Here is a 25,335-nt window from a genome sequence, read left to right on the forward strand (position 1 = left end):
ATCTCACTCGTTAGCTACGCCATGGATCGGACGAATCGTGCTCCAACCTTTGCAGCTTGGACACTGCCAATGATGCGCCTTGGCACCAAAGCCGCAGCGGCTGCAACGGTACATAGCCTGCCCCTCCAGCAGCTTTTTGGTGAGGTCGCGCAAGATCAGGAAATTCTCGCGCGCCTCACCTTCGATCTTGTCCATGGTGGCATCGATCAAAGCCATCAGGCCACGCACCGAAGGGCGCTGCCTGAGCTGCGAGGTAAGAAAGTCAATCGCCACACGTTCGCCATCACGTTGTTGATACAAATGAGTCAACGCCAATACCGGCGAAACACCATGATAACGAGCGAGTATGTCACGCAAGAAACGCTCGGCCCGCTCCATTTGCTGTGAGCGCGCATAGCTATTTAAAAGCGGCGGCAAAATTTCTGGCACGAAAGCGATGTCAGCCTCGACCGCAGCCTCGTAGACATCGACTGCTTCGGCATGCTCGCCATCTTCAGCATGCAAGCGCCCGGTCAGCATGAATGCGCGTACGCAATCGGCCTGGCTGATAAAAGCCTGCCTCAGGTATTCCCGTGCATCCTGTCGCGCGCCGTGCTGCCGCGACTGATCGGCCAACTCGCAATAAAACTGCGCGACCATGCCCGACTCGTCCTCACCGACCATCGCCTCCAGCCGGCGCGCGTGATCGATCGCCTTATGCCAATCGCGCTCGTGCTGATAAATAGCGATCAGATGCCGTAGCGCCGACGGGGCGTGGGCATCCATAGCCACCAGGTCGGAAAACAAGGTCTCGGCGCGATCGAGCAGACCGGCCCGCATATAGTCCTCACCCAGCTCGAGCAAGGCCACGGTCTTCATGGCGTCGGACAATCCCGGCCGCGATACCAAATGCTGGTGCAAGCGAATCGCCCGATCGACCTCACCGCGCCGACGAAAAAGATTGCCCAGCGCAAGATGTGTTTCCACGGTGTCGCGGTTGTATTCGGCCAGGCGCAGGAAGACCTCGATAGCCTTGTCCTGCTCCTCGTTCAACAGATAGTTGAGGCCGCGAAAATAGTCCGAGGAAAGCTCACTGACCTGCTCCCCCGAGCGGCGCACTCCGGCACGCCGCGCACTCCACCATCCACAGGCGAAGGCGGTGGGCACCAACAGAGCCAGCACATAGAGGGCGCTCATGCGTTGGCCGGGGTCTTCTTGCTCTTGTCCAGCGTCCGCTGTTCATGGCGGCGCTGACGTCGATGCTGCGCGCTTACGCCGAGCCAGGCGGTAAGACCACCCAGCAGCCAGCCGACGACCAGCATCACCAACAAGGCAGCACCCTTGGGCAGTTCGACATGCGCAAAAGCGAGGTCATAGCTGACCAAATCGACATTGAGAGCCCCCAGCACAATGCCGGCGGCGATAAATAGCAGCAGAATCAGTATCACGATCAATCGCATCAGGCGACTTTAACCGATTGCCCATGATCGGCACAGGCATTCGTTCTCAACAGCGAAAACTACGATTCAGCTGCGCATCGATACGGCATATTGGAACGGCGCAAACCCTGCTCACAAAAGCTTGATGGGCCACTCAGGACACCCTGCCGCCGCGTTTCGCCGCAAAGAAAAAGGCAGGCCAACGTCCGCTGGCCTGCCTTTGAATAGATGAAGCACCCTAAGCCCTCAACCTGCGGAAGACTGCTCCAACAGCATATTGACGCGCTCGCGCAGTTCCTTGCCCGGCTTGAAGTGCGGGACATGCTTACCCGGTAGCGCGACCGCGTCGCCGGTCTTCGGGTTACGTCCCATCCGTGGCGGCCGGAAATGCAGCGCAAAGCTGCCAAAACCGCGCACTTCGATACGTTCGCCGTTGGCAAGCGCATGGCTCATCTGTTCGATCACGCTTTTCACCGCGAGCTCGACATCACCAAACGCAAGATGCGTCTGGCGCCGCGCCAGCGCCTCGATCAATTCGGATTTGGTCATGGGTCCCCAATGTCCGTGACAAAGGCGACAGAGCGGCAAATCACCGCTCTGTCGCAGGCACGTTAGTCAGCCTTCTTGAGCTGTTCTTTCAGCAGTGCGCCGAGACTGGTCGTACCGGCACTGGAAGCTGAGGAGTACTCAGTCATCGCTTCGTCAAGATCTTGCTCGTCCTTGGCGCGAATCGACAGCTGGAGCTGACGCCCCTTGCGATCCATGCCGGTGAACTTGGCTTCGACCTTGTCGCCCACCTTCAGATGCTGGGTAGCGTCTTCGATGCGCTCTTTGGCGATGTCGTTGGCACGCAGATAACCCTCGACGCCCTCACCCAGGTCGATCACCGCACCCTTGGCATCGACTTCCTTCACGGTGCCATTGACGATGGTGCCGCGAGTGTGGACTGCCATGAACTGGCCGAACGGATCCTGCTCCATCTGCTTGATGCCGAGGGAGATGCGCTCACGCTCCGGATCCACGGCCAACACCACGGCTTCGATCTCGTCGCCCTTCTTGAAGTTGCGGACCAGGTCTTCGCCGGTACCCTGCCAAGTGATGTCGGACAGGTGAACCAGACCATCGATGCCGCCGTCCAGGCCGATGAAGATGCCGAAATCGGTGATCGACTTGATCTGACCGGACACCTTGTCGCCCTTCTTGTGCATCGCTGCGAAGGCTTCCCACGGGTTCGAACGGGTCTGCTTGATACCCAGCGAGATGCGGCGACGCTCTTCATCCACGTCCAGCACCATCACTTCGGTCTCATCGCCAACCTGCACCACCTTGGCCGGGTTGACGTTCTTGTTGGTCCAATCCATTTCGGACACGTGGACCAGACCCTCGACGCCCGGCTCGATCTCGACGAAGCAGCCGTAATCGGTGACGTTGGAGACCTTGCCGAACAAGCGGCTGCCCACCGGATAACGGCGAGCGATGGCGACCCACGGATCATCGCCGAGCTGCTTGAGGCCCAGCGAAACGCGGTTGCGCTCGCGGTCGTACTTGAGCACGCGGACATCCAGCTCGTCGCCGACATTGACCACTTCGGACGGGTGACGAACGCGCTTCCACGCCATATCGGTAATGTGCAGCAGACCGTCGATACCGCCCAGGTCCACGAACGCGCCGTAATCGGTGAGGTTCTTGACGGTGCCCTTGACCACGGCACCCTCGGTCAAACGCTCCAACAGCTTCTCGCGCTCTTCGGAGAACTCGGTCTCAACGACGGCGCGGCGGCTGACCACCACGTTATTGCGCTTGCGATCGAGCTTGATGATCTTGAACTCGAGCTCTTTGCCTTCGAGGTAGACCGGATCGCGGACCGGACGGACATCGACCAACGAACCCGGCAAGAATGCGCGGACGTCTTTGATATCGACGGTAAAGCCACCCTTGACCTTGCCGGAGATCATGCCGGTGATGGTCTCTTCCTTGTCGAAAGCCTGCTCGAGGTCATCCCACACCATCGAACGCTTGGCTTTCTCACGGGAGAGCTTAGTCTCGCCGAAACCGTCTTCCAGAGCGTCGAGGGCAACCTTCACCTCGTCGCCCACCTGCACTTCCAGCTCACCCTTTTCGTCCTTGAATTGCTCGATCGGGACGATGCCTTCGCTCTTCAGGCCTGCATTGATTACGACGACGTCGTTGCGGATTTCCACAACGATACCGGTAACGATGGCACCCGGCTTGAGCTTGGAGATGGCCTGTTGGCTCTGTTCAAACAGTTCGGCAAAACTTTCAGTCATGTTGATTCCAGAAATGAGAAAAGGCCGTGGTCTGCGTACGCCATCGGATAAATGCGTACAAACAGATCGGCCCACCGGTTATGGGTGTCTACAGGAATTGCTTCCTTGGCACCGTTGACCAAAACTCCATGCCGCGACATGGAGCACCAAAGCCGTGTGCAGCCACTCAGGGCTTCACGACGGCAAGTACTTTCGCGACCACATCCTCGATCCCCATGCCGGTGCTATCCACCAATACGGCATCGACGGCGGGCTTGAGCGGCGCAACGGTTCGCGATGCATCGCGGGCGTCACGCGCTTCAATTTCGCGCTGAAGGCCAGCAAGTGTAACGCTAAGCCCCTTTTCCTTCAACTGCTTATAGCGTCTTTTCGCCCGCTCGCCGGCACTGGCGGTCAGAAACACCTTGAACGGCGCATCGGGGAAGATCACGGTGCCCATGTCGCGCCCGTCGGCTACCAGCCCGGGGCTCTTGCGAAAGCCCAACTGCAGAGCCACCAACGCCTGCCGCACGGAAGGCATGGAGGCAATCGCGGACGCCGCCGCCCCTGCCGTTTCAGTACGCAGCTCGTCGGTGGCGTCATGCCCGTTGACGATAACCCGGGTGTCACCCCCATCGGCCGCCGCCCGAAAGTGAATTTTGGTGGTCTCGGCGCAGCGAGTCACCGCCTCGGCATCGGATAAATCCAACCCAGCCATGCCAGCGGCATACCCTACCGCACGGTACAGGGCCCCCGAGTCCAGCAGGCGCCAGCCCAAATGCTCAGCCACCAGGCGGCTAACCGTCCCCTTACCTGACCCCGAGGGTCCATCAATAGTAAGTACGGGAACGATTTGGCTACGACTCATGGTGGCTCCTGACGGAAAATAGTTGGCTCACGGCTATGCCAGCCGCACTCAAGTCGGCTATGTTATCTCGTTGACTCGCTCCTGAACGCGTATCATCAGGTTCCGACCCTTTCGTCCGCCCCACCGCAGCCCACTTATGACCGATCTTCGCCGCGAGTTTGAGCAATCCGCCGAAGATATTCAGCGACTAGGAGTGCGGCCGGACAACGACACCTTGCTCAAGCTTTATGCGCTTTATAAGCAGGGCTCGGAGGGCGACCTGCGTAGCTCACAGCCGGGCTTTTTTGATTTCGTGGGCACAGCAAAGTACGAGGCCTGGGGCCAGTTGCGCGGAACACCCAAAGACGAAGCCATGCGTCGCTACATTGAGCTGGTGCGGCAGCTGCTCGACGCCTGAGCGGATAGCGATAGCAGCAAACCCTCAGCCACCGATGCCGCCGTGCAAGCACGGCGGCAAACAGAAGTGGGCAGCACCCGCTTAGCGCATATTTCCGGTATGCCCGAGGGAATAGCGCCCAGGCTGCGGCCACACGGTCAAACCATGCGGCTCCATGCCGACCTTGATGGATTTGACATCGCCCGTCGTCGTGTCGATCGCATAGACCATGTCATCGAAGCGACCCGATAGCCAAAGCTTCTTGCCGTCAGCACTGACATTGCCCATGTCCGGGCTGCCGCCACCGGGAATCGGCCAGGTCTTGATGACCTTGCCGGTGGCGAAATCGATCACCGCCACACTGCCCTTACCGCGAACAGGCTTGCCATGAGCCGCATGGTCCTGGGCAGGCCCATGGATACGATTGGAACCGCGATTGGCAACATACAGCCGGGTACCATCGCGACTCGGGTACAACCCATGTGCGCCCACACCCGTGGCGACGAAGCCGGTCTTGGTGAAATTGTCGCCATCGATCACGAATACGCCATCGGCCATCATGTCCGCGACATAGAAGACCTTACCGTTCGGCGAGACGCGAATGTCTTGCGGCATACCCTTGGCCGCCAGCTGCAGGTAGCCAGCCACCTTGCGGTTCACCATATCGATCTTGGCGATACCGCCACTGAATTCACAGGTGAAGATGGCGTACTTGCCGTCGATCGAGAAATCGGCGTGGTTGATGCCCTTGCACTGCGGCACCTCCAGGCTCGACTTGAGCGCCATCGTCTGCGGATCGCGGAAATCTAGCCGCGCATGCGCCTCGGCGACCACGATGGCTTCTTTGCCATCCGGGGTGAAGTACATGTTGTAGGGATCGTCTACCGGAACCGCCTGACCCGGCTTGCCGGTCTTGGGATCGATCGGCGTCAGGCTACCGCCCGCCTTGCCTTCGTCATTGTTAGCCACCCACAAGGTTTTCAAATCCCAGGCGGGAACCACATGCTGCGGGCTACGGCCGACCTTGAATTTGTCGACCACCTTCAACGTGGCGGGGTCGATCACGTAGATATCGTTGGAGCGAAGGTTAGGCACATAGACACGCTGCAATGCCGATGCCACCACCGGACTGAGATGATCAGCGCCCGCTTCACTATAAAGATTGTCGGGATTCACCACCGGCGCCATACCCGGCACCGTGGTGATGGCGGATGCTGCAGTCACGCTGCAGGTAACGCCTAAACCGGTTAAAGCGAGACCGATCAACGGTACCAAGCGAGACCAACGACGGGCATTTAAATACATAGAACACCTTTATCCAGAAACATGAAAAACAGCGAGTTCACCACCTGGCGGTGAACTCATCAACGACCCGCAGTATCTCGCTTGATGGCTTGAATGGTTTGCGCCACGATCAGCTCGACGCCCATCTGCCCAAGCTCGGCGGTCGCACGGTGCGGATCGCCACCGTAGACGCCATCTGCGGCCCCCAACTTCAAATCATTGTGCAGCCGATCTTGCCGAACCATATGCGGTGCCACGGCAAGCTGCAGTGAAGTGTCGGCAAGGCCGGCATGCGTGCCGATCTCGTTATCGCGATAACCGTGCTGACGCAACAACTGCGCATAACCGTCCGAGCTTGCGCCGTAGTACTCCGGCGGCACGAACGCCTTGGCCGCGGTACCCGACCAAGCCTTGTTGAGTCGGGCCACCACGCGCTTGATATCGGCCTGATAACCACCGTGATCGCCGAGGAAAACAATATGACTAAACCCATGCACCTTAAAGCTGTTCGCAGCGGATTCCAGGGTTTTCTCGAAGGTATCGTCAGTCACCGTGATGGTGCCGGGAAAACGCATATGCGAGGTCGGCGGCGCATAGCCCCCCTCAGGCACATAAGCGATCACCGGCGCAACGAGGGCGTTGCCCAAGCCCTGGGCGATCAGTTGCGACAGCGCCTTGGCCCGCGCGTTGTGTTTGCCGACGGCAACATCTGGCCCGCTTTGTTCGGTCCCGCCGATGGGAATAATGATGGTGGTCTTGCCCGCCTGGATCTGATCGCGCAGCTCGGTCCAGGTCAAATCCTCAAGCAATACGGTCTTCGGCACTTGTGCAAAAACCGCCTGAGTGGCGACGAGAAAAAAAATCGCGCAAGCGAGAGCTCGTCGCAAAAAAAGCCGCATAAAAGGTTCTCGCGTGAAATGCATACCCGATTATCAAGGATGAGATCGGCGAAGTGCACCGTTGACATAAGCATCAAGCTGGCTGCCGTACAGCAATGAGGCCGCCGGGCTGACAAGCAAGCCCAGCATGCACGCTTGCAATTACGCCCCGACCAAGGCAGATTCATACGATCGTTTTAATTCGGCCAGCCGCATGCGCTACCCGCATCTATTCGCCCCACTCGATCTCGGCCACACCACCTTGCCCAATCGCATCCTGATGGGCTCGATGCATACCGGCCTGGAAGACAAGGCCAGCGACTACCACAAGCTGGCCGGCTATTTCGCCGAACGAGCGCGGGGCGGCGTGGGCCTGATGGTGACCGGCGGCATTGCGCCCAGCATCGAGGGTTGGTTGAAACCGTTCGGCGGCCGCCTATCGATGCCATGGCATGTCGCCAGGCATCGCACACTGACCACCGCCGTGCATGCGGAAGGTGGGCGGATCTGCATGCAGATTTTGCATGCGGGCCGTTATGGCTATCACCCCTTGTCGGTAGCGCCATCGAAAATCAAATCGCCGATTACCCCGTTTACTCCGCGCGCACTATCCGCTCGCGGTGTGGAACGCAGCATTCGTGACTTTGTCCGCTGCGCTCAACTGGCCCAAGAAGCGGGTTACGACGGCGTCGAGGTGATGGGCTCGGAAGGTTATTTCATCAATGAGTTTCTCGCCGAACGCAGCAACAAGCGCAGCGACGCCTGGGGTGGCGATGCCACTCGGCGCATGCGCCTGCCACTGGAAATCGTGCGGCGAACCCGCGAAGCGGTAGGGCGCGATTTCATCATCATCTATCGCCTGTCGATGCTGGACCTGGTCGACGGCGGCCAGGACTGGAACGAAATCGTCACCCTGGCTAAAGGCATCGAAGCGGCTGGCGCCAGCATTATCAATACCGGCATCGGTTGGCATGAAGCGCGCGTGCCGACCATCGTCACCAGTGTGCCGCGCGCAGGCTTTGCCTGGGTGACGCGCAAACTCAAAGGCGAAGTGTCGATTCCATTGATCGCCACGAATCGCATCAATATGCCGGATGTGGCCGAGCGCGTTCTCGCCGAAGGCGAGGCCGACATGGTCTCGATGGCCCGTCCGCTTCTGGCTGATCCCGAATGGGCACGCAAAGCCCAGGCAGGCCAAAGCGACCGCATCAATACCTGCATCGCCTGCAACCAGGCCTGCCTCGATCATGTATTCCAAAACCGCCGCGCCAGCTGCATGGTCAACCCGCGAGCCTGCCACGAAACCGAATGGCCGATGACAGCCACCGCTACACGCAAGCGCATCGCGGTGATCGGCGCAGGCCCAGCAGGCATGGCCTGCGCCAGCACGCTTGCCGAGCGCGGCCATAGTGTGACCTTGATCGACCAGGCCGAACGCATTGGTGGCCAGTTCAATTACGCCAAGCGCAGTCCCGGCAAGGAAGAGTTTGAAGAAACCCTGCGCTACTTCCGCAACCGACTGCACGACCTCGGCGTAGGACTACAGCTAGGTCAAACCGCCGATGCGGCCTCGCTGCAAGCCAGTGGGTATGACGAGGTTGTCATCGCCACCGGCATCACCCCGCGCCGGGTGAGCTTTGCCGGCAGCGACGATCCGCGCGTACTGAGTTATCTGGACGTGCTGGCTCACGACAAACCGGTGGGCGCCCGGGTAGCCATCATCGGCGCTGGCGGCATTGGTTTCGATGTCGCCGAATTTCTCGCCGAGCACGCCCCCTCGCCCACTACCGATGTCCAGCGCTGGACTCGCGAATGGGGGGTGAACATGCAGCTCGATACCCGCAGCGGCCTGCAGCCGGCACAGCCGGAAGCGCCAGCCAGGCAAATCTGGCTACTTCAGCGTAGCCAGGGTCGCCCCGGCGCTCGCCTCAACAAAACCACGGGCTGGGTTCATCGCGCCACGCTGAAGGCCAAGCGAGTCGCCATGCTTGGCGATGTCAGCTACGAACGCTTTGATGATCGGGGCCTGCATATCAGCGTGAAAGGTGAATCGCAGATTCTGCCTGTCGATAGCGTGGTGATTTGTGCCGGGCAAGAGCCCAATCGCAAACTCGCCGATGCATTGACAGCCATGGGCATCAAAGCCCATGTGATCGGCGGTGCCGATGTAGCGGCTGAACTGGATGCAAAACGCGCGATCGCCCAAGGCACTCAGCTCGCCACCCGCCTTTGATCGCGAGGCGGGTTACGCCGATGCGGCAAACGCAAAAAGAAAGCGCCCCGCTAGGCGACGCCTCGATAACGGTTCAGGGGGAGGGAGACCGTATATCGGGGGGATAGCGTCGCTGCGGGGCGGGGGTCGCCGCCACCTGGGGGGAGGGGACGGTGGCGGGACAAGCGCGATTATAGGTCGACGTCGCAACGAATCAAATATATATTTATCGCACTACTTATTCGATTTCCCTATATGTTTGATTTCCGCCAGCTGCGCTACTTCATTGCCGTCGCGGAAGAATTGAGCTTTAGCCGCGCCGCACAGCGACTGCATCTGTCCCAGCCCCCTTTATCCCAGCAAATTCAATCTCTTGAAAGAGACCTTGGGGTCCGCCTGCTGGATCGCGACAAGCGCAATGTGGCCCTGACCGACCCCGGCCGCGTATTCCTGGAGCAAGCCCGGCAAATCCTCGCCAAAGCCGACGAGGCACGCATCCAAGTCACTGAAGCGGCGGCAGGTTTCAGCGGTCATCTGCGGCTGGCATATACGGTATCGGTAACCTTTCATCCGACCCTGCCGGAAACCTTGCTGCGCTACGGCCAGCTGGCCCCGAATGTCCGTGTGCAACTGAACGAGATGTATACCGAATCGCAATTCGATGCCTTGCTGGCCGGCCAGCTCGATGTCGGCTTTGTCCGCGACGAGCCTAAACATGAGGCCGACCAACAAGCACTGCGGCTGGATTTGATCGATCGCGAGCCACTCTTGCTCGCCCTGCCCTCTGGCCACCCCTTGGCGAACCGCAGCAGCGTCAAGCTGCGAGAGGTATCGACCGAGCCCTTTGTGGTACAACCCCGCGAACTGGCCGCCACGCTTTACGACCGCCTGGTACACATTGCGATCAAGGCGGATTTTCACCCGCTGATTCGCCTGCATGCCCAACAAATCAACGGCTTGCTGGTGCTGGTCGCCGCCGGCATGGGACTGGCGCTGGTACCCGCCTCGATGCGCAGCGTCGGCCTGGCCGGGGTGCGCTATGTGCCCCTGGATGACCCGGACGCCTATATGCTGCTGGCCGTTGCCAGCCGGGCCGATGACCCCTCGCCGGTGGTGGCTAAATTCCTCTCCACCGTGACTGAATCTAAAAGAGCTACGGACTTGTGATAAGCCTTTCAAACGATTACACTTCCGCGCTTATCTTATCCATTAGTTTCAGGAGCTGGCCGTGAAGGTGCTTTCCTCTTTGAAGTCCGCCAAGGCGCGGCACCGTGACTGCAAAGTCGTGCGCCGTCGTGGCAAAGTGTTCGTGATCTGCAAGAGCAACCCCCGTTTCAAGGCTCGTCAGCGCTGATTTCAGCTGCGACGTGTCAGTAAAAAAGGCCGCGAAAGCGGCCTTTTTTGTGCCCCAGGCCTGCCAACCGCCTTCGCTGATAGCGCGCTTACCTCGGTTACGACGCGCGGCGCGATGGCTGCCGGCACGATAGCGAGAACAGCGCCGCCGACATCAATAACGAAACCCAGTAATCGGTCGGGGCCACACCCCACCAGTGGATATGCCAGGGAATAAAGCGCGGCGCGAAATGCGTCCAGCCAAACGCCGGATTCAAGACAAACCAGAGAAAGTCCTCGGCAATCCAGAACAGCATGATGCAGGCGAGCGCACGCGCCTCGGCACGCCAGCTCCAATGCCCGGCAAATATCAGGGGAAAATGAAAAAACAGCGCTACGCAGGGGAAAATCCATGCGTGGTAGCCGGTCATCGGCCGGCCGCCCCAAAAGATATCCAGTAGCCAATGGTGCTCAATCCGCCAGGTAGGCAGATTCGCCGCCCACCCCGCCCTACCCTCGATCTGGATTTCCACATTGGCAAAAAAGAACGCCAATAGCAGTGTCCAGAGAATAGTCAGCGATAACACCCAGGGGCGGGCAGATACCTCGTTACCAGTACGCGTGCCTAAGTACATCTGATCTTGTTCTTCACTGAAGCCGGCCTGCGCCGGCTTCAATTTGCCTGGTCGAGTTGTTCCAGCACGATATCGAGCACGCGCTGCGCCGCCTGAGGCCGGCCAAGACTACGCGCCCGCGCACGCATCGATTCCAGCCGCTCGGGCTCAGACAGCAACAGACGCACCCGATATTCCAGCGAAACCAGGTCGACCGCCTTGAGCGCAGCTCCTTGCTCGAGCAGATAATCGGCGTTGCGCTCTTCCTGGCCCGGAATCGGTGCATTCACCACCATCGGCACGCCCATCGCCAGACACTCGGACGTCGTCAAGCCACCGGGCTTGGTAATAACCAGGTCGGAACAAGCCATCAGTCGCTCCACCTCGTTAGTGAAACCAAAGGGGAAAAGCCGCCCAGGATGCTGGGCCGCGATGGCCTGAAGTTTTTTCAGCGCGACCTCGTTACGGCCCGCCAGCACAATCAGCTGGAAATCCTGCTGATCCGCATGATCGAGCTGCAGCAACGCTGCCGCCACCTCATCCAGCTTGCCCATCCCTGCGCCACCACCCATCAGCATGATGGTGCGCCGACCCGGGTCCAGGCCAAAATGCCGGGCACAAGCTTGGCGATCTTGCGGCGAAGCAAAAGCAGGAACCACCGGAATACCCGTCGTGTGGATACGCTCGGCTTCGATGTGATTGGCGCGCATGCGGAAAGCGATTTCATCGCTAGCGGCGAAAAAGCCGGTCATTTTCGGAATAACCCACATGCCGTGCAAATCGAAGTCGGTGACCTGCACCCATACCGGCACTGTCAACCGCTCACGTCGAATCTCGTGCATCAAGATTTCGGCAGGCAAGAAATGCGTGCAGACGATGGCGTCGGGGGCGAATTCGTCGATGGCGCGGCACAAGGCGCGCGTGCTCAAACGCTCGGCGGCGCGGCGTATTTTCTGCGACGGGCTGCCCGGATCGGCTTCATTCGTGCTTTGGTACAACATGCCCCAAAGCGTAGGGTAGCTATTGACCAATTTGATGTAGAAATCGGTGTAAAGCTTGCGAAATGCCGCGGGGACGTAAGCCATCACATCCAGATGCAAGGTCTGCACCTCGGGCAGATTCGCCGCCGCCGTCAGGCGCAAAGCTTCAGCGGCTCGCACATGGCCAGCACCTGCCGAAACGCTGAGAAAAAGAATCTTCCGCTGGGACATCATCTCTATCCTTAATAAGCGCATCTTGCTGGCAGAAGCTGCCGATCACTCAGCGGTGTTTTGCGCGACGGCGAGACCGCCACGCAAAACACCGTACCCGCTCATTTAGCTATAACGCACACCGACAATCGCATAGGATTTCACGCCATTGGGCGCGGTGAACTCAAATTCGTCGCCATTGTTCTTGCCGATCAGCGCACGCGCAATCGGTGACGAAACCGCAATCAGGCGCTGTTTGATATCCGCCTCGAGATCGCCAACGATTTGATAAGTCACCGCTTCGCCACTGTCGATGTCTTCCAGATCGACGGTGGCACCGAATACCACGCGATTGCCCGCAGCCAGACGGCTGACGTCGATCACCTCGGCCGTCGACAGCCCGGCCTCCAGCTCGGCAATACGCCCTTCATTGAAACCATGCTGCTCACGCGCCGCATGATATTCAGCGTTTTCTTTCAAGTCGCCGTGCGCACGTGCCTCGGCAACCGCGGCGATAATGCGCGGCCGCTCGACCGACTTCAGACGTTCAAGCTCGGCACGTAAGCGCTCTGAACCAACCTTGGTAATAGGGGCGCGACTCATGCGCTCAATTCCTTGTGCAATTCCTGCAGGCTGTGCACTTCACCGGTGCCGTGGAAATCCAACGAATGCACCAATGCTCGCGCGCCCGCAACGGTAGTGGAGTAAGTAACGCGATGCTGCAAAGCCTCGCGCCGGATCGAGAACGAGTCGGCGATCGCCTGCTTGCCCTCGGTGGTATTGACGATATAAACGATCTCGCCGTTCTTGATCAAGTCGACGATATGCGGTCGCCCTTCGGCCACCTTGTTGATGCGCTCGCAGAGCACACCGTGCTCGGCCAGATAGCGGGCCGTGCCCTCGGTGGCGACAATGCTGAAACCACGAGCGATCGCATCGCGCACGACCGGCAGCAAGCGGTCCTTGTCGGCATCGCGCACCGATACAAACACCTTGCCCTTGGGCGGAGTCTTGATCCCAGCGGCGTCGTGACCGCGGGCGAAAGCGGCGCCAAAGCTACGGCCCACGCCCATGACCTCGCCGGTGGAACGCATCTCGGGACCAAGAATCGGATCGACGTTCTGGAACTTCAGGAACGGGAAGATCGCCTCTTTCACCGAGTAATACGCAGGAATCACTTCACGCGTGGTGCCTTGCTGTACCAGGGTACGGCCAGCCATCGCCCGCGCGGCAATCTTGGCCAACGGCACGCCGGTCGCCTTGGAGACAAAGGGCACCGTGCGCGACGCGCGCGGGTTCACTTCCAGAATGAACACGGTGTCGCCTTGAATCGCAAACTGCGTATTCATCAAGCCGATCACTTTGAGCTCTTTCGCCATCATGGCAACCTGGCGCCGCAGCTCGTCCTGCACCTCGGCGGTAAGCGAGTACGGCGGCAGCGAGCAGGAGGAATCGCCCGAGTGCACGCCGGCCTCTTCGATATGCTCCATGATGCCGCCGACCAGTACGTTGCCCTCGGTATCGGCAATGATGTCGACATCGACTTCGACCGCGTGATCGAGAAAGCGATCCAGCAACACCGGCGAATCATTGGAAACCTGCACCGCTTCGCGAATGTAGCGCGACAGATCGGCATCGTCGTAAACCACTTCCATCGCCCGGCCACCGAGCACGTAGCTGGGCCGCACCACGAGCGGATAGCCAATCTCACGCGCCAGCACCAAGGCCTCGTCGGCATTGCGCGCGGTGCGATTCGGCGGCTGCAGCAGGCCCAGCTTGGTAATCATCTGCTGGAAGCGTTCGCGGTCTTCGGCCAGATCGATCGAGTCGGGCGACGTGCCGATAATCGGCACACCGGCGGCTTCCAGCGCACGCGCCAGCTTCAGCGGCGTCTGGCCACCGTACTGCACGATCACGCCCTTGGGCTTCTCGACAGCCACGATTTCCAACACGTCTTCCAGCGTCAGCGGCTCGAAGTACAAGCGGTCTGACGTGTCGTAGTCGGTGGAAACCGTCTCCGGGTTGCAGTTGACCATGATGGTCTCGAAACCGTCTTCGCGCAGGGCAAGCGAGGCATGCACGCAGCAGTAGTCGAACTCAATGCCTTGACCGATGCGGTTGGGACCGCCGCCGAGCACGATGATTTTGTCGCGATCGGTCGGCTGGGCTTCGCATTCTTCCTCATAGGTCGAATACATATAAGCCGTGGTGGTAGCAAACTCCGCCGCACAGGAGTCCACCCGCTTGTATACCGGGCGCACACCCAGGGTATGACGCAGGTGACGCACCGCCGTTTCGTCGGTACCCATCAGCTCGGCCAGACGCGCATCGGCAAAACCCATGCGCTTCAGTTCGCGAAACCGCGGAGCGTCGAGCGCGGTGATGCCTTGCGCCGTCACTTCAGCCTCGGTCAGCACAATGTCTTCAAAGGCAGCAAGGAACCATGGATCGACGCGGCTGAGGTTGTGCACCTCCTCCAGCGAAAGACCGGCGCGGAAAGCATCCGCCAGATGAAACACACGATCAGGCCGCGGCTCACGCAATTCGCGCTTGAGCACCGCCAAGCCATCCTCGGTGCTGATATCCAGCCCGGTCGGATTGAGGCCGGTCTTGCCGATTTCCAGCCCGCGCAGCGCTTTTTGCAAAGATTCATGGAAGCTGCGCCCCATCGCCATCACCTCACCCACCGACTTCATCTGCGTCGTCAGGCGGGCATCGGCTGAAGGGAACTTCTCGAAGGCGAAGCGCGGAATCTTGGTGACCACATAGTCAATGGACGGTTCGAACGATGCCGGAGTCAGACCACCGGTGATGTCGTTCTTCAATTCGTCCAGGGTGTAACCGACCGCCAGCTTCGCGGCGATCTTGGCGATCGGGAAACCGGTGGCCTTGGAAGCCAGCGCCGATGAACGCGACACGCGCGGATTCATCTCGATGACGACAACGCGACCATCTTCGGCATTGATGCCGAACTGCACGTTGGAGCCGCCCGTGTCCACGCCGATTTTCCGCAGCACCGCGATCGAGGCGTTACGCAGGCGCTGATATTCCTTGTCGGTCAGCGTCTGTGCCGGTGCGACGGTAATCGAGTCGCCGGTATGCACGCCCATCGGATCGAGGTTTTCGATCGAGCAGACGATGATGCAGTTGTCCGCCTTGTCGCGAACCACTTCCATCTCGAACTCTTTCCAACCCAGCACCGATTCTTCGACCAGCACTTCGCCGACCGGCGAGAGGTCCAGGCCGCGCTTGACGATCTCTTCGAATTCTTCGCGGTTATACGCGATACCACCGCCCGAACCGCCCAGCGTGAAACTGGGCCGAATGATGGTGGGGAAACCCACCTTGGCTTGCGCCAAGACGGCTTGCTCGAAAGTGCGGACCACTTCGGCTTTCGGACATTCCAGGCCGATTTCGGCCATCGCCACGCGGAACAGTTCGCGATCTTCGGCCATGCGGATGGCTTCGCGCGAGGCACCGATCAGCTCGACGTTGTACTTCTCCAGTACACCGTTATCGGCCAGATCCAGCGCGCAGTTCAAGCCGGTTTGGCCGCCCATCGTCGGCAGCACCGCATCCGGGCGCTCCTTGGCGATAATCCGCTCGACCGTCTGCCAGTTGATCGGCTCGATATACACCGCGTCGGCGGTTTCCGGGTCGGTCATGATGGTGGCGGGGTTGGAGTTCACCAGGATCACCCGGTAGCCCTCCTCCTTCAGCGCCTTGCATGCCTGGGCGCCCGAGTAATCGAACTCGCAGGCCTGGCCGATAACGATCGGGCCAGCGCCGATGATGAGGATGCTTTTGATATCAGTACGCTTGGCCATCTCAGCGGGTCCCCTGCATCAGCGCGGCAAAACGGTCGAATAAATAGCCGATGTCATGCGGCCCCGGACTCGCTTCGGGATGACCCTGAAAGCAAAACGCCGGTCGGTCGGTGAGCGCAAAGCCCTGCAACGAACCATCAAACAACGAGCTGTGAGTAATGCGCACATTGGCCGGCAAGGTGGCAGGATCAACCGCAAAGCCATGGTTTTGCGAGGTGATCAGCACCCGACCGTCGTCCAGGTCTTTCACTGGATGATTGGCGCCGTGGTGGCCAAACTTCATTTTCAGCGTCTTTGCGCCCAAAGCCAGACCCATGATCTGGTGTCCGAGGCAAATGCCGAACAAGGGAATCCTGGCTTCGAGGAACTCGCGCGTGGCGGCAATCGCGTAGTCGCAAGCCGCCGGATCGCCCGGGCCATTGGAGAGGAACACACCATCGGGCTTCATCGCCAACACGTCGGCGGCTGGCGTCTGCGCCGGCACCACGGTGATATCGCAGCCCTGTTCGGCCAACAGACGCAAGATATTGTGCTTGGCGCCGAAGTCATAGGCCACGACTTTGAAGCGCAGCGCCGGCTGATTGAAGGCGGTGCGATCCAGGTCGTAAACGCCCTGCTTCCATGGGTAAGGCTGGGTAACGCTGACCACCTTGGCCAGGTCCATGCCGTTCAGGCCAGGAAAGGCCCGTGCCTTGGCCAGTGCCGCCTCGGCGTCCACCTGCTCACCGGCGACGATGCAGCCGCTGAGCGCGCCCTTGTCGCGCAGGATACGGGTCAGCCGGCGGGTATCGATCCCGGCGATGGCCACGATGCCATGACGCTTAAGGTAATCGGGCAGGCTTTCGGTGCTGCGCCAGTTACTGGCACGGCGCGGCACGTCTCGCACAATCAAGCCCGCCGCATGTACAGCGGTGGACTCGGCGTCCTCGGCATTGATGCCGGTATTGCCGATGTGCGGGTAAGTAAGAGTGACCAACTGGCGAGCGTACGAGGGATCGGTGAGGATCTCCTGGTAACCCGTCATGGCGGTGTTGAAAACGACTTCGCCAACGGTTTCACCAGTCGCGCCCACGGCATGACCGTGAAACACGCTGCCGTCTTCGAGGGCAAGCAGAGCAGGGATAGGCATCGGGAGAACCGCCTTCGTAGGTGCAGCAAAGTCCGCAAGCCTTAGTACTACTGGCTTGTGGACCTTGATCGAGGAAAGTTACAGGGCGGGTCGCAATGATAGGTGTGACGAGGCTTTCTGTCCACCGGATAAAGCATGAATGACACACGCCCGTCACATGAAGGGCTCCGCGGTCAGCGCTACACTACGCCGCGACACCCATGGAAATTCACCACGCCTATGAGCGCAGCCGTTCTTCTCGATCCTGCCCGTCTCGACCGCCCGGATACGGACATACGACAAGAACCCTTTCCGTTCATGATCGCGCACGGCCAATTGCCCGACGAGGCGCGCACCGAGCTTGAAAACGACTTTCCCGGTTACACCAGCGCGGGCTTCTTCCCCTACGATCCCAGCGATTGCGGCCTCTCCGTCAACCTGCTGATCCAGAACCTGACCACACCGGAGTTCGCTCGCGCGGTCGGGCGCCGGCTGGGCATCGAGCATCTGGACCAATACCCGACGCTGGTGACGCTGTGCCGCTCGCTCAACAAGCGCCACGGCACCATCCACACCGACAGCAAGTCCAAGGTCGCCACCGCCCTGCTCTATCTCAACTCGCAATGGCCCGATACCAGCGACGGCTGCCTGCGTTTTCTCAATCGTGTCGATGACATCGACGATCTGGTCGCCCCGGAATTGAAACCGCTTTACGGCGAGTTTGCCGTGTTCAAGCGTTGTGACAACTCATTTCACGGCCACCTGCCGTTCGAAGGCGAGCGCCGGGTCATTCAAATTGCCTGGCTGACCAGCGAAGAAGAAAAGCTGCGCAAGACCAAGCGCGGCAAATTCTCGCGGGCGTTCAAAAAGCTGTTTGGCTCACTGGATCGCAAACTCGGCGCCGACCGCGACCGCAGCGCCGCGCACCGGGACTAAAGCGCCGCCCCTCGCGGATTTCACCCAGCACTCACATGGCCTGCGCCACAGCGGTAACATCCGCGACCAGTTGATCACCGCATCCAGGGAAGTGGCATGCCTATCGTTCTGTTTCTGTCTATCGCACTGCAGGTCGCGTGCGCCGTCCACGTGGTGCGCAGCGGCCGCCCGCTGTACTGGATCTGGCTGATCCTGATCGGCTCTTATCTTGCGGTGGTGGTGTATGCGCTGGTGGCGATCATCCCTGATTTGCGGCACGACCCGCGCGGGCGCAAGGTAGCCAATAAAGCCATGCAGGCGATCGACCCGCAACGCCGCCGCCGCGAGCTGCAAGGGCGGCTGGAGCTGGCCGACACGGTCGACAATCGCCGCCACCTGGCCGAAGAAAGCCTGCAACTGGGCGACTATCTCAATGCCCAAGAGCTTTACCGCAGCCTGCTTACTGGCATGTACGCCACCGAGCCCGGCTTCATGCTGGGCCTGGCTCAGGCCCAGGCCGGCGGCGGCGACTACGCCGGTGCCCGGCACACCCTGGAAGCGCTGATCCAGGCTAACCCAAGCTTCAAATCCAGCGAGGGTCACCTGCTCTACGCACGCTGCCTGGAGGAGCTGGGCGAAACCGACGCAGCCTTACAGGAATACAGCGTCCTGGCCGACAGCTACCCCGGCGAGGAAGGCCGCTTTCGCTACGCCTGCCTGCTCGGCAAGAGTCAACGCGCCGCCGAGGCGCGCCAAGTCTTCGAAGGGCAGCTCAAGCGCGCCAAGCTGATGCCTAGCTATTACCGCCGCAAAGAAGACTCCTGGCTCAAGGCTGCCCGCCGTGAACTGGCTCAGTTGGACGAATCCGGCGCGTAACTCAGCCAGGGTTTCTGAAATGCCAGCTGACAAAGGCTGCGAACACCGCATAAAGCAGGCCGACCGGCGCCAACCAGCGAGCGTCGACCCGGCCACGGCGGAACAACCACCACAAATACACAATGGCGATAGCCGTCAGCGCACCCGCCACCATCAACGGCGCGTCGAATAGCCAGGGAGTGGCAAATAGCGCGAACGAACTGGGAATGGTTGCCTGAATCATCATCGCGCCGGAAATATTCGCCAAGGCAAGTCGCTCTTTACCCTGACGCACCCAGATCAGTGCGTTAACCGTTTCAGGCAGCTCAGTCGCCACCGGACTGAGAACTAAGGCCACCAGATGCGGCGAGAGCTGCAAGGCCAGACCAATCGCCTCAATCTGCTTGACGAAGGTGTGCGAAGCAAACGCAATCACCAGCAAGGCCAGCACTGTTTGCAACAGAACGCGTGACATCGCCGGGTCCAGTGCCGCAGGCTGAAACTTCAGCGGCTCCAGTTCCTCCTCTTCGGGGGCCGTATCGCTACTTTGCAGTTCACGCCACACATACATGGCATACGCAGCCAGAAACAACACGCCCAGCCAGGGCTTGATCGCAAACGCGATCAAGCCCAGCCCGCATTTGACGACAAAGATGGCCAAAAACCAGGCCTGATCACGCGCCAGTCGCCGATGCTCGACGCGCACAATGCAGTCAGCCTGTTTGATCCGGCGCCGATTTCTCCACAGCGCCAGACCGACCACCGCATAAGCAATCGTCGCCAGCACCAGTGGGCCACCCAGTGCGGCGCCCACGCCGATATCTTTCTGCTCGGCTGTCTTGCCGAACACCACCGCGACAAAGGTCACCGCGCTCTCAGGCAAGGCCGTGCCGAAGGCAGCCAGCACCGTACCGGTAGCGGTCGCGCCCAGGCTGAGCTTGCGCCCAAACCATTCAATCCCGTTGACGAAGTACTCGCAGGCGAAATAAATCGCGCCAGCGGATAACAAGAACCACAGTGCAATAAGCATGGAAAAATCCACAGCCGGGCGAGCGGATAACCAATGGCGCATTGACGTCGCTCGCCCGGCAGGGTGAGCACGTCAAGGCCAAAGGTCTCGCCGGGCGGGCACAGCTCCAAGCGGAGCCGTAACAACCATTCGCGCCATGAAACCTCGGCTTAAAAAGCCAGTGCTTCAAGTCTGTTGACGCGAATTCCTCTGCTGCGATAGCCCGACAAACACAGGGCTATCAAGGGGGTGAGGATGGCTACTCCCCAATGACAACACGGCGCGATGGTAACCGTGAAGCGGTACCGCGGCAAGTGAAGCGGCCCGCAGGCCGCACCAAGAAGCCGTTTAGCCCGTGCTGCTAGCCCGTACTGAGCATCGGCCATACCTGGATCAGCCCCACCCCGTGGACCGCGCCATAGAACAAGCAGACCAAAGAACTCCACAACAGGAATGCATTTACTCGCTCGCGAGCAAACAACAGCATCGGCACAATCACCAGGCCGCGTAGCAGATAGATGGCGGTGACCGCGCACAACACCGTGCGCAGCAACGGCAACCGTGGCAAGACGCCGGCAGCGGATAAGGCATACGCGGCCCAGACGGCCAACACGCTGGCGATAACCGCGGTGATCGCAGTCGGATACCAATGCCCAGCCTTTGACAATTCGACGATACGCGCGCCTGCGCCAAAGCGGTCATACCAGGCGGGGCCGCCAAATAAAATGACGATGTGCAGCACCGACGCTATGGCGCTCAGCGATGCAGCGAGGATAAGCAGGGAATGGGCAGGCAAGGTCATAAGCTTAAAATGCACGATTTATCGCAGGCAAAGTAACCCTGCGGCAATCAGACGCGTTGCGCGGGAAAACGCACCAGACCCAACTGCCCGGCTACGGCAGCAGCCACCGTGATATCCAGCTCTTCGTGCTGCGCGGCGAGGGTGGATTCCAGGGTCGCATGCACACCCGCCACCGCCCGCTCCAAAGCACGCGGCATCGTCTCGCCTTCAAGCAGAAAGGCGACCAGCAACGCGGTCAGTACATCGCCGGTACCGGCAACGTCGATAGGCAGTTCGGGGGTGGCGATCTTCCAACATGCATCGCAACTGATTGCCAGCGTCAGCAGCTCGCTCGCGGCACCGCGCACGCTGTGCGTCACCACCCATTCGGGCCCCTGCATCAGCAATGGCTGCGCCGCAGTGATGGCTTGTGACTCGGTGACCACGTCACTATCGGTGAGCCGCCCCAGCTCAAACGCATTAGGCGTAAGCAACCAGGCGTGCGGCAACAACCGATGGCGAAAAACCGCCTCCAGCCCTGGCTCGACGTATGGCCCGGTATGCGTGTCGCCGATCACCGGATCGAGACAGAATTTCAACTGCGGCGCCTCCGGCAATATTTGCTCGAGCCAATCCGCAAACGCTTCGCCATTACTGACACTGCCAAGATAGCCCGACATCAACACACGGGCCCGTTGATGCACCCCGCGCTCGCGCGTGCCGAGCAAGAGCTCGGCAAACCAATCGCTAGGCAACACCCGTCCGCGCGTGGTCGGATAGAACGGTGCATTGCTGAGCAGGGTCGTCGGCACTTCCGCCACCCGCAAGCCAAGCTGGCGCAACGGTGGCATCGCCGCACTATTGCCGGCATAGCCGTAGACCAGCTGCGACTGCACAGAAATGATATCGACCGGCGCCGGACCTTCCGGACGTTGGCGTCGGCCATGAACAAGATGAGCGTCGAGCTGGGTCATGCGGATGACCTTTGTTGGAGGGGAACGGGGAACGGGGAACGGGGAACGGGGAACGGGGAACGGGGAACGGGGAACGGGGAACGGGGAACGGGGAAAAGCGTAAAAAGCAGGAGCTAAAAAGCAAGAGAAAAAAAGGGCAACAAAGATCAAAAAGAGCGCTGCACCACCACTCGACCTTCATGTTCCCCGTTCCCCATTCCCTGTTCCCCGCTCGCAACTCCGTTTCCCGATTTAACCCGCTCTAACCCGTACGCTCAGCCAGCATCGCATCAAGGTCGTAATGACCCGCCGACTTGCCGGCCAGCCAATGAGCCGCCTCCACCGCACCGCGGGCAAAGATCAAGCGGTCGGTGGCGCGGTGGGCTAGCTCCACCCGTTCGCCCGGGCCGATCAGCAAGGCTTGGTGTTCGCCGACAATGTCGCCGCCACGGACGACGGCAAAACCAATCGTGCCTGCCTGGCGCGGCCCTGGACGCCCTTCGCGGGTATACACCGCATCCTGTGCCAGCGTGGTGCCGCGTGCCTCCGCGGCAGCCTCACCCAAGGCAAGGGCAGTACCGGACGGGGCGTCTTCTTTGCGGCCGTGGTGTGCCTCGATGATCTCCAGATCCCAGTCGCGCAAAGCGGCCGAAGCCTCGCGCAGCAAACGCGTCAGCACGGCGACGCCAAGACTGAAATTGGCAGCACGCAACAAGGGAATGTGCGCGGCCGCGCTATCCAGCCGCTGAGTCAGTGCAGCATCCAAGCCAGTGGTGCCGGTGACCAGGGCAACGCGATGGGCAATGCAGTAGTCCAGGGTGGCCGACAAGCCGGCGGGGCCACTGAAATCGATCACTACATCCATGTCGCGCGCCGTACTCCAGTCGTGGGCGTAGCGCAATGCATCGGACAGCTCGCGATAAATCGGCATGCCATCGTTTTGCGAGCCGGGCGAAACCACCGCATGCACCAGCTCAAAACGACGATCGGCGCGTACCAGGGCTTGCAGCGCCTGCCCCATGCGGCCAGAGGCTCCATTGATAGCGACCCGTAGCGGACGGCTCATGCGAACGTTCCTGAAAGCGTGAATAAGCGAACGATGCTAGCAGGCCTGAATCGTAGATCCCTAGGCATCGGCAACCTCACCGGCAACATCTTGTCGCCGGTGATTTTCAAGACATCGCTCGTTAAAGGCCATACGCCTCGATGATGCCCTCGTGACGATCCACGTCGTGGCCAGCCTCCTCGGCCAACTGTCGCCAGCACCATGGATGCTCCCAGCCGGCGGTTAACTCACCCAGCTGGCGATCGATCAGTATCGGCGAGGCGTCCGGTGGCGTGGCCAGCAACAAGTAGATGCCGGGCAGGCGCGCATCGTCTTGCTGCACTGGATCCAGCACGCTGTAGTCCTCTGGGCTGGTCACCCACATGGACCATTGCATGCCTTCAATAGCTTCGCGCAAAGTCTCGAAACGCTGCTCACCAGGGTGCGCACCGTCCACAAACCAGCTGCGGTAGTTAGCCTGCGATAGCGTATGCACGACCCGGAAGGGAGAAAGCCAGCCTTCGCGCTCCTCCTCGTTCTCCGGCGGCGACTCCAATGGCTGCGCATCGAACACAACCTGGTCGCGCACATGCTGTTGCCGGCGCGGCCCCGCGATAGAAGCCACCTCGGCGGTAACCGGCCCGGTACGGCGGCCAAAGTACTCGAAGGTCTCGCCATCTTCTTCGTAGCGCAAACGCAGCCAGCCCCATTGCTCGCGCACCGGGCCTTCTTCGTTGCTCAATTGCATGCCTACACGAGCGGCGCATTGACGGACTACCGCCCAGTCACCGGCAGCACTGGCCGCAGTCATCAGATCCCAATCGTCGTCGCTTGGCGCTTCCGATGCATCGACCAGGGCCTGCCGCAAAGCCACGGCCTTGTTGAAATCGTGGTCGGCCATCGCCGCTGCCGCCCACAAGCGCCGTGCGCCGTGCGAATCGGGCGCCAGTTGCAGCAAGGGCTCGACGTGCTCGCCGACCTGTTTCCAGCGTGACCGCTCAAACGCAAGCCGCGCCAGGCACCACTGCGCAAACACCGGCCGCACCGGTTCGAGCAAGCTCGCCAACTGAATGACCTCGGCATCGTCGCCTTGCAACAGCAATTGCAGCAAGCGCGAGGTCGGCCCGTCTTCCTGCTCGGGGTGGCGCCGCACAAACGCCCACAAATGCGCCTTGGCTTCGTCGTTCGCGCCGCAGGCACTCATGGCAGACCCAGCTAAGTCGGCCAGCTGGGCATCATCAGGCCGCTGGGCATAGGCCGCCAGCACAATGTCGATGTCCTGCTCGGGGTTGGATTCTTCTTGTGCCCGCAGGTACTCGTTGATCTGTTCGGCAGGAACCGGCAGCGTGACGGCCACCGTGGATTCCGCAGCGACACGGCTGGCGAAGTCGGCGATGGCCTGGGCGGCCCCGCCATCGATACGCAGCAAGGGCAAATGCCGTTGCGCCGCAGCCAAGGCGCGCTGTGCGGTCCAATAGGCCTGTCGCCGTAGCGCCAACTCGCCGTGGCGCAAGGCAAGCACGATGCATAGGCGATGTGCGCCGACGCTATCCATGTGGCTGACCATCGATGCGGTCAGGCGGCCAAGCTGCCAGGTATTACGCTCAGGGTGTCCCTCAAGCAGTAAAGCCACCGCTTCGGACCACTTGTCATACAGGCTGGGAACCAGCTCCGAATTGAAGGAAGGAAGCATCTCCCAGGCTTCATCCGTGCGCCCCAGCTTTGCCAGCGTCAAGGCCCGCCACACATTCCGGCTCAGCCGATCGCCGTCGTCATCGTCTTCTTGGTTGGCCTCGTCGATCCGCTTCAATTCGGCCAGCGCCTGCTCGAACTGCCCCAGCTTGAACAAGACATGAGCCCGATATTCCTGATACGCCACACCGGGTTCGCCGCCGGCCTGCAAAATGGCCTGCGCCTGGCGCTCCAGGTATGCCTTTGCCTCGGTGTTGCGTTCGGCATCCATCAACGCATCCGCGTACTCGCGGCTGATGCAGTCGTAGCACGGGCGCGATGGATCGATTCGGCTCAAGGTCTCTTCGCACAAGGCCAGTCGCTCAGGCACCCAGCCTGGGCCATCGACATTGCCGTAACAGATGGCGATGTCCTGCGTTACGCAAATGGATTGCGGACAATCGCGGGTCTCATCGCGATGGGCGAATTCGAGCAAGGCCACAGCTTCGGGCAAGGCTTTTTCGCCCTCGAACAAATTGCGCATGCGATTCTGCATGGCACGCGCCGCCGCCAGTGCCTCGGGCAGCATCGCCTCGACACGCTCGGGGTGATTTTCGTGCAGTTCGTGCGGAATGCGCTGAATCAGATCGGCGATACGGTGTTGCCCCGATTCGCGCAAATCATCGTCAAGATCCTGCACCCACTTCCAGATGTCCATATCGTTCCTTATCG

General features: G+C 60.5%; 23 protein-coding genes and 1 riboswitch. Of the genes, 6 read left to right on the plus strand and 17 right to left on the minus strand.

Annotation, left to right across the window (positions count from 1 at the left end; translation table 11 throughout):
• Nucleotides 1–3: 3 nt before the first annotated feature.
• The 5 genes from lapB to cmk all read right to left on the minus strand — a co-directional run bounded on the left by lapB (nt 4) and on the right by cmk (nt 4,553).
• On the minus strand, nt 4–1,176 hold the full coding sequence (lapB, locus tag OUZ52_RS04285; RefSeq protein ID WP_266157087.1) for a lipopolysaccharide assembly protein LapB: 1,173 nt from the start codon (nt 1,174–1,176) through the stop codon (nt 4–6).
• On the minus strand, nt 1,173–1,439 hold the full coding sequence (locus OUZ52_RS04290; RefSeq protein ID WP_266157088.1) for a lipopolysaccharide assembly protein LapA domain-containing protein: 267 nt from the start codon (nt 1,437–1,439) through the stop codon (nt 1,173–1,175). The genes lapB and OUZ52_RS04290 overlap by 4 nt, the downstream gene beginning before the upstream one ends.
• Before the next feature lie 225 nt (nt 1,440–1,664).
• Entirely contained in the window at nt 1,665–1,967 is a 303-nt protein-coding gene (locus OUZ52_RS04295) for an integration host factor subunit beta (RefSeq protein WP_114845960.1), read from the minus strand.
• Between the two features lie 62 nt (nt 1,968–2,029).
• The gene (gene rpsA, locus OUZ52_RS04300; protein WP_266157089.1) at nt 2,030–3,706 is read right to left on the minus strand and encodes a 30S ribosomal protein S1; all 1,677 of its coding nucleotides are present in this window, start codon (nt 3,704–3,706) and stop codon (nt 2,030–2,032) included.
• Nucleotides 3,707–3,872: 166 nt separating this feature from the next.
• On the minus strand, nt 3,873–4,553 hold the full coding sequence (gene cmk / locus OUZ52_RS04305) for a (d)CMP kinase (protein ID WP_266157091.1): 681 nt from the start codon (nt 4,551–4,553) through the stop codon (nt 3,873–3,875).
• A gap of 136 nt (nt 4,554–4,689) precedes the next feature.
• Here cmk and OUZ52_RS04310 point away from each other — a divergent pair, with 136 nt between their 5' ends.
• Nucleotides 4,690–4,950 (plus strand): acyl-CoA-binding protein, encoded by a 261-nt coding sequence (locus tag OUZ52_RS04310; protein WP_266157093.1) that lies wholly within the window; start codon nt 4,690–4,692, stop codon nt 4,948–4,950.
• Between the two features lie 81 nt (nt 4,951–5,031).
• On the opposite strand, the gene OUZ52_RS04315 is transcribed toward OUZ52_RS04310, so the two are convergent.
• Together OUZ52_RS04315 and OUZ52_RS04320 are read right to left on the minus strand one after the other, a co-directional pair.
• Nucleotides 5,032–6,153 carry a YncE family protein gene (locus OUZ52_RS04315; protein WP_266157095.1) on the minus strand — a complete coding sequence of 374 codons (1,122 nt, stop codon included), beginning with the start codon at nt 6,151–6,153 and terminating at the stop codon, nt 5,032–5,034.
• Between the two features lie 140 nt (nt 6,154–6,293).
• Nucleotides 6,294–7,037: a creatininase family protein gene (locus OUZ52_RS04320; RefSeq protein WP_266157097.1), complete on the minus strand. Its 744-nt coding sequence runs from the start codon at nt 7,035–7,037 to the stop codon at nt 6,294–6,296.
• A gap of 268 nt (nt 7,038–7,305) precedes the next feature.
• Here OUZ52_RS04320 and OUZ52_RS04325 point away from each other — a divergent pair, with 268 nt between their 5' ends.
• The 3 genes from OUZ52_RS04325 (at nt 7,306) to ykgO (ending at nt 10,657) form a co-directional block, all read left to right on the plus strand.
• Entirely contained in the window at nt 7,306–9,324 is a 2,019-nt protein-coding gene (locus tag OUZ52_RS04325) for an NADPH-dependent 2,4-dienoyl-CoA reductase (protein ID WP_266157135.1), read from the plus strand.
• A gap of 234 nt (nt 9,325–9,558) precedes the next feature.
• Complete coding sequence (locus OUZ52_RS04330) at nt 9,559–10,470, plus strand: LysR substrate-binding domain-containing protein (RefSeq protein ID WP_266157099.1); 912 nt, start codon at nt 9,559–9,561, stop codon at nt 10,468–10,470.
• Between the two features lie 61 nt (nt 10,471–10,531).
• Nucleotides 10,532–10,657: a type B 50S ribosomal protein L36 gene (gene ykgO / locus OUZ52_RS04335; RefSeq protein WP_010342887.1), complete on the plus strand. Its 126-nt coding sequence runs from the start codon at nt 10,532–10,534 to the stop codon at nt 10,655–10,657.
• A gap of 97 nt (nt 10,658–10,754) precedes the next feature.
• Here the strand turns inward: ykgO and OUZ52_RS04340 are convergent, their stop codons facing one another.
• From OUZ52_RS04340 to carA, 5 genes are all read right to left on the minus strand, one after another.
• Nucleotides 10,755–11,312 (minus strand): hypothetical protein, encoded by a 558-nt coding sequence (locus OUZ52_RS04340; protein ID WP_266157102.1) that lies wholly within the window; start codon nt 11,310–11,312, stop codon nt 10,755–10,757.
• On the minus strand, nt 11,309–12,460 hold the full coding sequence (locus tag OUZ52_RS04345; RefSeq protein ID WP_266157103.1) for an MGDG synthase family glycosyltransferase: 1,152 nt from the start codon (nt 12,458–12,460) through the stop codon (nt 11,309–11,311). Before OUZ52_RS04345 ends, OUZ52_RS04340 begins: the two co-directional genes overlap by 4 nt.
• Nucleotides 12,461–12,565: 105 nt before the next feature.
• Nucleotides 12,566–13,042, minus strand: a complete 477-nt coding sequence (gene greA, locus OUZ52_RS04350; protein WP_266157104.1) for a transcription elongation factor GreA — start codon at nt 13,040–13,042, stop codon at nt 12,566–12,568.
• On the minus strand, nt 13,039–16,266 hold the full coding sequence (carB, locus tag OUZ52_RS04355; RefSeq protein WP_266157105.1) for a carbamoyl-phosphate synthase large subunit: 3,228 nt from the start codon (nt 16,264–16,266) through the stop codon (nt 13,039–13,041). The genes greA and carB overlap by 4 nt, the downstream gene beginning before the upstream one ends.
• A gap of 1 nt (nt 16,267) precedes the next feature.
• Nucleotides 16,268–17,395 carry a glutamine-hydrolyzing carbamoyl-phosphate synthase small subunit gene (gene carA / locus OUZ52_RS04360; RefSeq protein WP_266157107.1) on the minus strand — a complete coding sequence of 376 codons (1,128 nt, stop codon included), beginning with the start codon at nt 17,393–17,395 and terminating at the stop codon, nt 16,268–16,270.
• A 219-nt stretch (nt 17,396–17,614) separates the two neighbouring features.
• On the opposite strand from carA, the gene OUZ52_RS04365 reads away from it, so the two are divergent.
• Both OUZ52_RS04365 and OUZ52_RS04370 read left to right on the plus strand, forming a co-directional pair.
• Nucleotides 17,615–18,310, plus strand: coding sequence for a 2OG-Fe(II) oxygenase (locus OUZ52_RS04365; RefSeq protein ID WP_266157108.1), 696 nt, complete (start codon nt 17,615–17,617; stop codon nt 18,308–18,310).
• Nucleotides 18,311–18,406: 96 nt separating this feature from the next.
• Nucleotides 18,407–19,165, plus strand: coding sequence for a tetratricopeptide repeat protein (locus OUZ52_RS04370; protein ID WP_266157109.1), 759 nt, complete (start codon nt 18,407–18,409; stop codon nt 19,163–19,165).
• Between the two features lies 1 nt (nt 19,166).
• On the opposite strand, the gene OUZ52_RS04375 is transcribed toward OUZ52_RS04370, so the two are convergent.
• The 5 genes from OUZ52_RS04375 to OUZ52_RS04395 all read right to left on the minus strand — a co-directional run bounded on the left by OUZ52_RS04375 (nt 19,167) and on the right by OUZ52_RS04395 (nt 25,321).
• Complete coding sequence (locus OUZ52_RS04375; protein ID WP_266157110.1) at nt 19,167–20,174, minus strand: sodium:calcium antiporter; 1,008 nt, start codon at nt 20,172–20,174, stop codon at nt 19,167–19,169.
• 81 nt (nt 20,175–20,255) lie between these two features.
• Nucleotides 20,256–20,433: riboswitch (yybP-ykoY riboswitch) on the minus strand.
• Between the two features lie 81 nt (nt 20,434–20,514).
• Nucleotides 20,515–20,970 (minus strand): hypothetical protein, encoded by a 456-nt coding sequence (locus tag OUZ52_RS04380; RefSeq protein ID WP_266157111.1) that lies wholly within the window; start codon nt 20,968–20,970, stop codon nt 20,515–20,517.
• A 32-nt stretch (nt 20,971–21,002) separates the two neighbouring features.
• Nucleotides 21,003–21,908, minus strand: coding sequence for a pyridoxal kinase (gene pdxY, locus OUZ52_RS04385; RefSeq protein WP_266157112.1), 906 nt, complete (start codon nt 21,906–21,908; stop codon nt 21,003–21,005).
• A 241-nt stretch (nt 21,909–22,149) separates the two neighbouring features.
• A complete protein-coding gene (dapB, locus tag OUZ52_RS04390) occupies nt 22,150–22,953 on the minus strand; it encodes a 4-hydroxy-tetrahydrodipicolinate reductase (protein WP_266157113.1) in 804 nt (267 codons plus the stop codon).
• Between the two features lie 121 nt (nt 22,954–23,074).
• A complete protein-coding gene (locus OUZ52_RS04395) occupies nt 23,075–25,321 on the minus strand; it encodes a hypothetical protein (RefSeq protein ID WP_266157114.1) in 2,247 nt (748 codons plus the stop codon).
• Between the last annotated feature and the right edge of the window lie 14 nt (nt 25,322–25,335).

Origin of the sequence: Dyella silvatica, assembly GCF_026283955.1 — a bacterium.
Lineage (GTDB): Bacteria > Pseudomonadota > Gammaproteobacteria > Xanthomonadales > Rhodanobacteraceae > Dyella_C > Dyella_C silvatica.

Coding starts and splice junctions, on each gene's coding strand:
- lapB (WP_266157087.1), bottom strand. CDS start 1,176: ATGAGCGCCCTCTATGTGCTGGCTCTGTTGGTGCCCACCGCCTTCGCC.
- OUZ52_RS04290 (WP_266157088.1), bottom strand. CDS start 1,439: ATGCGATTGATCGTGATACTGATTCTGCTGCTATTTATCGCCGCCGGC.
- OUZ52_RS04295 (WP_114845960.1), bottom strand. CDS start 1,967: ATGACCAAATCCGAATTGATCGAGGCGCTGGCGCGGCGCCAGACGCAT.
- rpsA (WP_266157089.1), bottom strand. CDS start 3,706: ATGACTGAAAGTTTTGCCGAACTGTTTGAACAGAGCCAACAGGCCATC.
- cmk (WP_266157091.1), bottom strand. CDS start 4,553: ATGAGTCGTAGCCAAATCGTTCCCGTACTTACTATTGATGGACCCTCG.
- OUZ52_RS04310 (WP_266157093.1), top strand. CDS start 4,690: ATGACCGATCTTCGCCGCGAGTTTGAGCAATCCGCCGAAGATATTCAG.
- OUZ52_RS04325 (WP_266157135.1), top strand. CDS start 7,306: ATGCGCTACCCGCATCTATTCGCCCCACTCGATCTCGGCCACACCACC.
- OUZ52_RS04330 (WP_266157099.1), top strand. CDS start 9,559: ATGTTTGATTTCCGCCAGCTGCGCTACTTCATTGCCGTCGCGGAAGAA.
- OUZ52_RS04345 (WP_266157103.1), bottom strand. CDS start 12,460: ATGTCCCAGCGGAAGATTCTTTTTCTCAGCGTTTCGGCAGGTGCTGGC.
- greA (WP_266157104.1), bottom strand. CDS start 13,042: ATGAGTCGCGCCCCTATTACCAAGGTTGGTTCAGAGCGCTTACGTGCC.
- carB (WP_266157105.1), bottom strand. CDS start 16,266: ATGGCCAAGCGTACTGATATCAAAAGCATCCTCATCATCGGCGCTGGC.
- carA (WP_266157107.1), bottom strand. CDS start 17,395: ATGCCTATCCCTGCTCTGCTTGCCCTCGAAGACGGCAGCGTGTTTCAC.
- OUZ52_RS04365 (WP_266157108.1), top strand. CDS start 17,615: ATGAGCGCAGCCGTTCTTCTCGATCCTGCCCGTCTCGACCGCCCGGAT.
- OUZ52_RS04370 (WP_266157109.1), top strand. CDS start 18,407: ATGCCTATCGTTCTGTTTCTGTCTATCGCACTGCAGGTCGCGTGCGCC.
- OUZ52_RS04375 (WP_266157110.1), bottom strand. CDS start 20,174: ATGCTTATTGCACTGTGGTTCTTGTTATCCGCTGGCGCGATTTATTTC.
- pdxY (WP_266157112.1), bottom strand. CDS start 21,908: ATGACCCAGCTCGACGCTCATCTTGTTCATGGCCGACGCCAACGTCCG.
- dapB (WP_266157113.1), bottom strand. CDS start 22,953: ATGAGCCGTCCGCTACGGGTCGCTATCAATGGAGCCTCTGGCCGCATG.
- OUZ52_RS04395 (WP_266157114.1), bottom strand. CDS start 25,321: ATGGACATCTGGAAGTGGGTGCAGGATCTTGACGATGATTTGCGCGAA.